Origin of the sequence: Tomitella fengzijianii (genome assembly GCF_007559025.1) — a bacterium.
Taxonomy (GTDB): Bacteria; Actinomycetota; Actinomycetes; order Mycobacteriales; family Mycobacteriaceae; genus Tomitella; species Tomitella fengzijianii.
In genome coordinates this window covers 1,704,074-1,714,513 of record NZ_CP041765.1, presented here as the reverse complement: position 1 = coordinate 1,714,513, position 10,440 = coordinate 1,704,074, and the positions used below count along the sequence as shown (strand labels likewise).

Below are 10,440 nucleotides of genomic sequence, written 5' to 3'. Positions count from 1 at the left end.
CCCCTGTCCGAGGGGCCTTTGCGCCCGCACCTGGGCGACGGCGCCAGGCGCAACCGCGAAACGGGATCACGGCAGCACCCCGCGGGCGCGGACACGATAGCCTGTACGGGCATGCACGCTGATCGATGAGCAAAGAACGAAACGAGGCGAATTTCTGCCGTGACCAGCAGCTCGACGTCGCAGTTCGGCCAAAACCAGTGGTTGGTCGAGGAGATGTACCAGCGCTTCCAGGAGGACCCGTCCTCCGTGGACGCGAGTTGGCACGATTTCCTCGCCGATTACCAGCCCGGCACGGGTGAGAACGGCCGATCCGCGGACAAGCCGCCCTCCGTGACGACGTCCACCACCGCGCCCCCCGCCGACCGGAGCGCGGCGAAACCCGCCGCAGCCACCCCGGCACCCGCCAAGGCAGCGCCCGCGAAGTCGCCGTCCGCGAAGCCGGCGCCGGCCCGGACGGCTCCTGCCGCGCAGAATGCGGCCCCCGCGAAGCCGGCACCGGCCAAGTCGGCCCCCGCGAAGGGCGCTCCGGCAAAGTCGGCCCCCGCGAAGCCGGCACCGGCCAAGTCGGCCCCCGCGAAGGGCGAGGCAGGCGACGGACCCGAAAGCAAGGTACTGCGCGGGCCCGCCGCCGCAGTCGCCCGGAACATGGCCGCCTCGCTGTCGATCCCCACGGCCACATCGGTCCGCGCGGTCCCCGCGAAGCTGATGATCGACAACCGCACGGTGGCGAACAACCACCTGCAGCGCACCCGCGGCGGCAAGGTTTCGTTCACCCACATCCTCGGCTACGCGCTGGTGCGCGCGATCGCGGACTTCCCGGGAATGAACCGCCACTTCGCCGAGGTGGACGGCAAGCCCCACATCGTCACCCCCGAGCACGTGAACCTGGGCCTGGCAATCGATCTGCCCGGCAAGGACGGCAACCGTTCGCTCGTGGTGGCGGCGATCAAGAACTGCGAGACGATGAGCTTCTCGCGCTTCTGGAACGCCTACGAGGACATCGTCCGCCGCGCGCGCGACGGCAAGCTCACCATCGCGGACTTCAGCGGCGTCACGATCTCGCTCACCAACCCGGGCACCATCGGCACCGTCCACTCCGTCCCCCGGCTCATGCAGGGGCAGGGCGCCATCATCGGTGTCGGCGCCATGGAATACCCCGCCGAGTTCCAGGGCTCCAGCGACGAACGCCTCGCCGAGGTGGGCGTGGGCAAACTGCTCACGCTGACCTCCACCTACGACCACCGCATCATCCAGGGCGCCGAGTCCGGCGACTTCCTGCGGCGCATCCACAACCTGCTGCTCTCCGACGAGTTCTGGGACGAGCTGTTCACGGACATGCGGGTCCCCTACGAGCCGGTGCGCTGGCGGCAGGACATCGCCGAAGGCGTCATCGACAAGAACACCCGGGTGCTCGAGCTCATCGCCGCCTACCGCAACCGCGGCCACCTCATGGCCGACACCGATCCGCTGCGCCTGGACCCGGCACGGTTCCACAGCCACCCCGACCTCGACGTCCTCAGCCACCATCTGACGCTGTGGGACCTCGACCGCGAGTTCAACGTGGGCGGGTTCGCCGGCCACGACAGGATGAAGCTGCGCGACGTGCTGGGCGTCCTCCGCAACGCCTACTGCCGCACGATGGGCATCGAGTACACGCACATCCTCGACCCCGAACAGCGCGAATGGCTGCAACACCTGATCGAGGTGCCGCACACCAAGCCCGCCGTGGCCGAGCAGAAGTACATCCTGAGCAAGCTCAACGCCGCCGAGGCGTTCGAGACGTTCCTGCAGACCAAGTACGTCGGCCAGAAGCGGTTTTCGCTCGAGGGCGCGGAGACCGTCATCCCCATGATGGACGCCGTCATCGACCAGGCCGCCGAGTTCGCACTCGACGAGGTCGTCATCGGCATGCCGCACCGTGGGCGCCTCAACGTGCTCGCGAACATCGTCGGCAAGCCCTACAAGCAGATCTTCACCGAGTTCGAAGGCAACATGAACCCGAAGGCCTCCCACGGCTCGGGTGACGTGAAGTACCACCTCGGCTCTTCGGGCACGTACATCCAGATGTTCGGCGACAACGACATCACCGTGTCGCTGACCGCCAACCCCTCCCACCTCGAGGCCGTCGACCCGGTCCTGGAAGGGCTGGTGCGCGCCAAGCAGGACCTGCTCGACAAGGGGCAGGACGGGTTCACCGTGCTGCCGATGCTCCTGCACGGCGACGCGGCCTTCGCGGGCCAGGGCGTCGTGGCGGAGACCCTCAACCTGGCGCAGCTGCGCGGGTACCGCACCGGCGGCACCGTGCACATCATCGTCAACAACCAGGTGGGATTCACCACCGCGCCCGAGTACTCGCGCTCGTCCGAGTACTGCACCGACGTGGCGAAGATGATCGACGCACCGATCTTCCACGTCAACGGCGACGACCCGGAGGCGTGCGTGCGCGTCGCCAAGCTCGCGGTCGACTTCCGGCAGCAGTTCGGCAAGGACGTCGTCATCGACATGATCTGCTACCGCCGCCGCGGACACAACGAGGGCGACGACCCGTCGATGACCCAGCCGCAGATGTACGACGTCATCGACAGCAAGCGCAGCGTCCGCAAGAGCTACACCGAGGCTCTCATCGGCCGCGGCGACATCTCGCTGGACGAGGCCGAAGCCGCCTTGCGCGACTACCAGGGCCAGTTGGAGCGCGTCTTCAACGAGGTGCGCGAACTCGAGAAGTACACCGCCGAGCCCAGCCCCTCGGTCCTGGAGGACCAGACGCTGCGCACCAGCCTGGTGACCGCCGTCGATCCCGCCCTGGTCGAGCGCATCGGCGACGCCCACCTGAACTTCCCCGAGTCGTTCACCGTGCACCCGCGCGTCAAGCCGGTGCTCGAGCGCCGGCGCAAGATGACCCGTGAAGGCAAGATCGACTGGGCCTTCGCCGAGCTCCTCGCCTTCGGCTCGCTGGTCTACGAGGGCCGCTTCGTGCGGCTGTCCGGCCAGGACTCCCGGCGCGGCACCTTCAGCCAGCGGCATTCGGTGCTCATCGACCGGCAGGACGAGACCGAGTACACCCCGCTGTCCAACCTCGGCGGGGACAAGGGCGGCAAGTTCCTGGCCTACGACTCCGCGCTCACGGAGTTCGCCGGTCTGGGCTTCGAGTACGGCTATTCCGTCGGCAACCCCGACGCCCTGGTGCTGTGGGAGGCGCAGTTCGGCGACTTCGTCAACGGCGCCCAGTCGATCATCGACGAGTTCATCTCGTCCGGCGAGGCCAAGTGGGGGCAGCGCTCCAACCTGATCATGCTGCTGCCGCACGGGCACGAGGGCCAGGGACCCGATCACACCTCCGGGCGGATCGAACGGTTCCTGCAGCTGTGCGCCGAGGGCTCGATGACCGTGGCCGTGCCGTCGACTCCGGCGAACTACTTCCACCTGCTGCGGCGGCACGCGTACGACGGCATCCACCGCCCGCTGGTGGTGTTCACGCCCAAGTCGATGCTGCGCAACAAGGCCGCGGTCAGCCCGGTTTCCGACTTCACCGACAACAAGTTCCGTTCGGTGATGCAGGATCCGCACTTCGCCGCCGGCGGCGGCGATCGCGACGCGGTGACCAAGGTGATCATGGTCAGCGGCAAGCTCTACTACGAGCTCGCGGCCAAGCGCGACAAGGAGAACATCACCGACACCGCGATCGTCCGGCTCGAGCAGCTCTACCCGCTGCCGCGGCGGCGGATCCGGCAGGCGCTGGAAGCCTTCCCCAACGCCACCGTCTTCCGGTGGGTTCAGGAGGAGCCGGGCAACCAGGGCGCATGGCCGACGATCGGCCTGACGCTGCCGGACATGCTGCCGGACCTGCTCGGCAACCTGGAGCGGATCTCGCGGCGGCCCATGTCGGCGCCGTCCTCCGGGTCCAACAAGGTGCACGCCGTGGAGCAGCACGAGGTAATCGAGGCGGCGTTCGCCTGAGCCGCACCCGCCACCCGGCGGTGCACAGACTCGAGGGCCCCGCTCCGGAATCCATCCGGGGCGGGGCCCTCGCCGTGCTCCGGCCGGCGCTCGCACGCCGGACTCGCCGCGCGTCACACGTCGGCGGCCGCGAGCAACGCCAGCGCCTGCTCAGGGCGCATCGCCACCGCCGGCAGCGCCTGATTGAGCAGCTCCAGCAGCTCCTCGCGGGAAACTCCCGGCTCGCGCAGCCAGCTGATCACCGTCTCTTCGACGAACGCGACCCACCCGCGCGCGGCCAACTCCACGCGCGGCGTCACCTCGACCCCGATCAACGGCACGCGCTCGAGGACCCGTTGCGCGAGCACCCCGCGGGTGTAGTCGAACACCGCGCGCATCTCCGGATCGCTGCTCGTCGTCCCGCGCAGCAGCGACACGTACCCGTCGCGGTTCTCGGTGACGTAGTCCAGGTACGCGGACAAAGACCCGCTGAGCTGCTCGAGCGGGGGAAGCGACGGGTCCGGGTCGGTGAACGCGATCATCTCCTCGCTCAGGTGCTTCACCACCGCCAGCAGGTAGCCCTGCTTGGAGCCGAAGTAGTGGAAGATCAGCCCGCGTGACACGCCCGCCCTCTCCGCCAGTTCCTCGACGGACACTGCGTCGATGGAACGGCCGCTGAGCATCTCGACGCCGAGTGTGACGAGCTGCCGTCGGCGGGCCTGCGGGCTGAGCCTGGTGCGCTTCTCTTCCACGGAGGTCATTCTACTGACTGACAGTCAATTGCAAGCGCACATCTATTGACTCACGTTCAATAGCGTTCTACATTCGAGGCATGACCACAGCGACCAAGGACGAGGCGGACCGGTCCGCCGCGCCCCGGCATGTCCGCACGCTCATCATCGGCAGCGGGTTCGCCGGGCTCGGCGCCGCCATCAAACTCGACGAGGCGGGCCAGGGCGACTTCCTCGTCCTCGAGCGCGGCGCCGATGTGGGCGGCACCTGGCGGGACAACACCTATCCCGGCGCCGCCTGCGATGTGCCGTCGCAGCTGTACTCGTACTCCTTCGCGCTCAACCCGGACTGGTCGCGGTCGTTCTCGCGGCAAGGCGAGATCCAGGACTACATCCGCACCATCGCGGAACGCTCCGGCGTGCTCGGCCGGCACCGGTTCGGCGTCGAGGTGCTCGGCGCAGACTGGGACGGCGACGCCGCGCACTGGCGTGTGCAGACCACCGACGGCGACTACACGGCGGACGCGGTGATCGCCGCGGTCGGCGCGCTGTGCGAGCCCGCACTGCCGGACATCAAGGGGATCTCCGGCTTCCAGGGCGAGCTGTTCCATTCCTCGCAGTGGAACCACGACGCGGATCTCACCGGCAAGCGGGTGGCCATCATCGGCACCGGCGCCTCCGCCATCCAGATAGTCCCCTCCATCGCCGCCGACGTCGCGCACCTGGACGTCTACCAGCGCACCGCGCCCTGGGTCATGCCGCGCGCAGACCGCCGCTACTCCCCCGCCGAGAGGTTCGCCTTCCGGCACGTCCCCGGCTTCCAGCGGCTGGCCCGCGCGGGCGTCTACGCGATGCGCGAGACGCAGGTGGTGGGCCTTGCCCGCGTGCCCGCACTGCTCAAGCCGCTGCAACTCGCCGCGCGATTGCATCTGCGGCGCGGCATCAAAAGCCGCGCCCTCCGCACCAAGGTCACGCCGGACTTCACGATCGGCTGCAAGCGGATGCTGATCTCCAACGATTACTATCCCGCCCTCGACCGGGACGACGTCGACGTGGTCACCGACCGGATCCGCGAGGTCACCGCGCACTCGATCATCACCGAGGACGGCTCGGAGCGCGCCGTCGACGCACTGATCGTGGCCACCGGTTTCCACGTGACCGACTCGCCCACCTTCGAGGTGATCCGCGGCCGTTCCGGGGACTCGCTCGCCGAGACCTGGCGACGCATCGGCATGCAAGCCTACAAGGGCACGACCGTGGCGGGCTTCCCCAACATGTTCTTCATGGTGGGACCCAACACCGGCCTCGGGCACAGCTCGATGGTCTACATGATCGAATCGCAGATCAACTACGTCGTCGACGCGGTCTCCACGATGCACCGGCGTGGCCTCGCGACGGTGGAGGTGCGCGGCGACGTCCAGGACGGCTACAACCGCGACCTCCAGCACCAACTGGGCCCGTCGGTGTGGATGACCGGCGGCTGCGCCAGCTGGTATCTGGACAGCCACGGCAACAACACGACCCTGTGGCCCGGCTTCACCTTCGACTTCCGTCGCCGCACCAGGCGGTTCGACTTGGACGCCTATCACCTGACCACCCGCCGGACCGGCCACGACCGCGCCGGGGCGACCCTCGAGGAGAACGCATCATGACCGATATCGCAGGCAAAGTGGCAGTGGTCACCGGAGCGGGCTCCGGCATCGGACGGGCACTCGCACTTCAGCTGGCGAAAGGCGGCGCACGGCTGGCGCTGTCCGACATGGACACCCTGGGCCTGACCGAGACGGTCCGGCAAGCCGAGCAACTCGGCGCGGACGTCCACTCGTCGCCCCTCGACGTCACCCAGCGCGAGTCCGTCATCGACTACGCCGCCGCGGTCAACGCACATTTCGGCACCGTCAACCTGGTCTTCAACAATGCGGGCATCGCCTTCACCGGCGAGGTGGAGATCTCCGAGTTCAAAGACATCGAGCGCGTCATGGACGTGGACTTCTGGGGCGTCGTCAACGGCACCAAGGCGTTCCTGCCGTACCTCATCGAATCCGGCGACGGACACATCATCAACACCTCGAGCCTGTTCGGACTGCTCGCCGTGCCCGGCCAGAGCGCCTACAACGCGGCCAAGTTCGCGGTGCGCGGCTTCACCGAGTCGCTGCGCCAGGAGATGCTCGCGGCCGGACGCCCGGTCAGGGTCACCTGTGTGCATCCCGGCGGCATCAAGACCGCGATCGCCCGCAACAGCACTACCGCGGAGGGCTACCAGCAGCGCGACTTCTCGCAGTTCTTCGACCGCTACCTGGCCCACACCAGCCCCGAGGCCGCCGCGCGCCGCATCCTCAAGGGCGTCGACGCGGACCGGGGACGCGTCCTCATCGGACTCGATGCCCGCGCCCTGGATCTGTTCGTCCGACTCACGGGGTCCGGCTACCAGCGCGTCGTCTCCACGGTCACGGGGATGCTGATGCCCAAACCCCAGGCCCCCGCCTCCTCGTCCAAGGCCGGCTGAGGCCGGCCGGAACGGAACGATCGACCGCCGTGCCTACCTTCACGCTGCCGCCGCGTCTCGTCGAGAGCGCGCTGCGGCCCGTCTACCGGACGATCCTCAACGACCGCATGCCCGTGGCCGGGCAACGCCGCCTCCTCGACTTCGCGTCCGTCGTGCAGCCGGTGGTCCGCGGCGTCCGCCGCGACTCCGTCGTCCTCGGCGGCCGTCCGGCGGAACGGTTCGTCGCGGTCCCGCCTGCCGCCGCCCGCGCGACGGCCGGCCGCTCCGCCGCAGCGAGGCCGCCCCGCACGGTGCTGTACCTGCACGGCGGCGGCTTCGTCACCGGATCGCCGCGGACCCACCGTCCCCTCACCGCCCGGCTGGCACGGGACACCGGCGCGGAGGTCTATTCGCTCGACTACCGCCTCGCACCGGAGAATCCGTATCCGGCGGCCGTCGACGACGCCGAGGCCGCGTTCACCGACCTGGCCCGCCGGCACGGGGACCACGCGGCTTCCATTGCGGTGGCCGGCGATTCCGCCGGCGGTGGCATAGCCGCGGCGCTGACCCGCAGGCTGCTGGACCATGGCCACCGCCCCGCCGCGCTCGTGCTCATCGCGCCCGCAGTCGACCCCGGAGCCGACGCGGGGACGATGACGGAGGACGCCGTGCTGCGGCGCGGCTGGATCCGGTTCGCCTGCGCGGCCTACCGGGGCGCAACGCCGGCGGACGATCCGGGCTTCGCTCCCCTGCACGCCGACACTCGCGGCTTCCCTCCCACGTACGTGCAGGTGGGATCCCGGGAGATGCTGCACGAGCACGCCGCCCGGTACGTCCGGCTGCTGCGGGACGACGGCGTGGACGTCACCTTCGACGTCTCGCCCACGCTATGGCATGTGGCCCAGCTGCAGTCCGGCCTGGTCCGCGAGGCCGCCGAGTCGGTGGACGCGATCGCCGCGTTCCTCCGCGAACGGCTTCCGCGCTGACGGAGCTTGCGGACGGTCAGACGCCGTGCTGGGCGCGCCAGTCGCCCACCACGTCCGCCACCGGCCGACCGTCGACCTCGACCCGGCGCACCATGGCGGCCAGGTCGTCGGTGGTCAGCTCGCCGGCCACATTGTTGAGCGCTTCGACCTGACGGTCGCCTATGCTCCCCGCGCGGTACAGCGGCACGATATTGCCGGTAGGCAGCGTCTCGCGGTCGTCCTCCAGGGTGGTGAAACCGTCCATCGACGCCGCGGGCGACAGGGTTGTCACACCGCCGACCGCCGACCGGCCCTGCGACACCGCGTCCGCCGCATCCGCGGGATCGCCGACGACGTCGACCGCTGCGAAGGTGCATCGATACGAATCGGCCAGCGCCGCGCGTACCTGCGCGTCAGATACGAGCCCGGCCACCAGGCTCGCGTCGGTGTCCGCACAGTGTGCGGCCAGGTCGGACACGCTGTGCAGACCCCATTTCGAAGCCGTGGAGTCGTCGACGATCAACCGCTGGCCGCGTTCGGCCAGCGCCGCGTCCGAGACCCGGAGGTACTGCGGCAGCGCGCGGCTCAGCGCCTCCTCGACAGCGCCGACCGCGCCCGGCTCGTCCGATGTGGCCGCGGTGTCGCCACCGGACTTCTCCGCGTCGGGCGCCGCATTGCGGACGTTCTCCGCGTTCGACCGCTCGAAGAAGGCGAGGAGCGAAGCGGTGTCGTCCGGCACGACGCTGACCCGCCCGGATTCCAGCGCCCGCACATAGTCGAAGCGGTCACCGACCCCGAGATCGGTCGAAACCTCGATGCCGGTGCCCCGCAGGGCCTCCGCATAAATGGTGGCGACGATCCGGCTCTCCGCCGATGCACCGGAGCCCACCACCAATTGCGTGGAGGAGTATTCCTGTTCCAGTGCCGTGGTGGATTCGCATCCCGTCAGCGCCACCGCGACCGTCAACACCGCCGCTGCTGCCGCGGCGGACCTGCGATACCTCACCCCGCAGCGCCGCCCTTCCGCACGGAGCCGACCGCCGGGTCCTCGGCGGCCCGCGTCGCCACACCGTCGGACACCGCCGCGGCCGCCACGGCCTGTGCGACGGCCGGGGCCACCCGCGGATCTAGCGCAGACGGGACTATGTGCCCCGGCGCCAGGTCGTCGCCGACAAGGTCCACCAGCGCGTGCGCGGCGGCCACCTTCATGTTCTCGGTGATCTCTGTGGCGCCCACATCCAGTGCGCCTCGGAACACGCCCGGGAACGCCAGCACGTTGTTGATCTGGTTGGGGAAGTCGCTGCGGCCCGTGGCGACGACCGCCGCGTACTTGTGCGCGACGTCCGGGTGCACTTCCGGGTCGGGGTTGGACAGCGCGAAGATGATCGCCTCCGGCGCCATCGTGGCCACGATCTCCTCCGGGACTGTGCCGGTGGACACGCCGAGATAGACGTCGGCACCGTCGAGCGCGTCGGCGACTCCGCCGGTGCGCCCCACGGCGTTGGTCCGAGCGGCGAGATCCGCCTTGCTCGCAGTCAGGTCGGTGCGATCCGCGGAGATGATGCCGCGCGAGTCGAGCACGGTGAGGTCGCGCACCCCGACGGCGAGCAGGATGTTGGCACACGCCACTCCCGCCGCCCCCGCTCCCGAGATGACCACGCGCAGCCCGGTCAGATCACGCCGCACGGCCCTGGCCGCCGCTGTGAGTGCGGCGAGCACCACGATGGCGGTGCCGTGCTGGTCGTCGTGCATCACCGGGCAGTCGAGGGCCTCGACGACGCGCCGCTCGATCTCGAAGCAGCGTGGGGCCGAGATGTCCTCCAGGTTGACGGCGCCGAAGCTCATCCGCATCCGCACCAGGGTCTCGACGATCTCGTCCGGATCCTGCGTATCCAGCACGATCGGGATGGCGTCCAGCCCGGCGAACGACTTGAACAACGCGGCCTTGCCCTCCATGACGGGCAGCGACGCGCGCGGGCCGATGTCCCCCAATCCCAGGACTGCGGTGCCGTCCGAGACGACGGCCACCAGCCGGTCCGTCCAGGTGAATCGCCGAGCCAGCGAATCGTCCTCCGCGATGGCCCGGCTGACCTGGGCGACGCCCGGCGTGTAGGCGATCGACAGCGCCCGCTGATTGTCCAGCGACGTGGTGGTCTCCACCGAGAGCTTCCCGCCGATGTGGCCGTCGAAGATCTCCTCGGAGGTCAACGCGGAGAGCGTCTGCTGGTTCGCGTGGACGGCATCGAAATCAGTGGACACGGACTCTCCTGCGTGTTCGCTGCAGGCCGGCTCACCCGGCCCACCCGGGCCTGTTACCCGCACA

At 69.5% G+C, this 10,440-nt stretch carries 7 protein-coding genes; 4 read left to right on the top strand and 3 right to left on the bottom strand.

Going from position 1 to position 10,440, the window contains the following annotated elements; genetic code table 11:
- Nucleotides 1-159 precede the first annotated feature (159 nt).
- Complete coding sequence (locus FO059_RS07815; RefSeq protein ID WP_143907767.1) at nt 160-3,957, top strand: multifunctional oxoglutarate decarboxylase/oxoglutarate dehydrogenase thiamine pyrophosphate-binding subunit/dihydrolipoyllysine-residue succinyltransferase subunit; 3,798 nt, start codon at nt 160-162, stop codon at nt 3,955-3,957.
- 113 nt (nt 3,958-4,070) lie between these two features.
- Here the strand turns inward: FO059_RS07815 and FO059_RS07810 are convergent, their stop codons facing one another.
- On the bottom strand, nt 4,071-4,697 hold the full coding sequence (locus tag FO059_RS07810) for a TetR/AcrR family transcriptional regulator (RefSeq protein WP_143907765.1): 627 nt from the start codon (nt 4,695-4,697) through the stop codon (nt 4,071-4,073).
- Between the two features lie 71 nt (nt 4,698-4,768).
- On the opposite strand from FO059_RS07810, the gene FO059_RS07805 reads away from it, so the two are divergent.
- The 3 genes from FO059_RS07805 to FO059_RS07795 are packed head-to-tail and all read left to right on the top strand — an operon-like array spanning nt 4,769 to nt 8,138.
- Nucleotides 4,769-6,319, top strand: a complete 1,551-nt coding sequence (locus FO059_RS07805; protein WP_143907763.1) for a flavin-containing monooxygenase — start codon at nt 4,769-4,771, stop codon at nt 6,317-6,319.
- Nucleotides 6,316-7,173: an SDR family NAD(P)-dependent oxidoreductase gene (locus FO059_RS07800; protein ID WP_143907761.1), complete on the top strand. Its 858-nt coding sequence runs from the start codon at nt 6,316-6,318 to the stop codon at nt 7,171-7,173. Before FO059_RS07805 ends, FO059_RS07800 begins: the two co-directional genes overlap by 4 nt.
- Nucleotides 7,174-7,202: 29 nt before the next feature.
- Nucleotides 7,203-8,138 (top strand): alpha/beta hydrolase, encoded by a 936-nt coding sequence (locus tag FO059_RS07795; protein ID WP_143907759.1) that lies wholly within the window; start codon nt 7,203-7,205, stop codon nt 8,136-8,138.
- 16 nt (nt 8,139-8,154) lie between these two features.
- Here FO059_RS07795 and FO059_RS07790 read toward each other — a convergent pair whose 3' ends face one another.
- Complete coding sequence (locus FO059_RS07790) at nt 8,155-9,123, bottom strand: glycine betaine ABC transporter substrate-binding protein (protein WP_143907757.1); 969 nt, start codon at nt 9,121-9,123, stop codon at nt 8,155-8,157.
- Complete coding sequence (locus tag FO059_RS07785; RefSeq protein WP_168226594.1) at nt 9,120-10,376, bottom strand: NAD(P)-dependent malic enzyme; 1,257 nt, start codon at nt 10,374-10,376, stop codon at nt 9,120-9,122. The genes FO059_RS07790 and FO059_RS07785 overlap by 4 nt, the downstream gene beginning before the upstream one ends.
- Nucleotides 10,377-10,440: the final 64 nt, after the last annotated feature.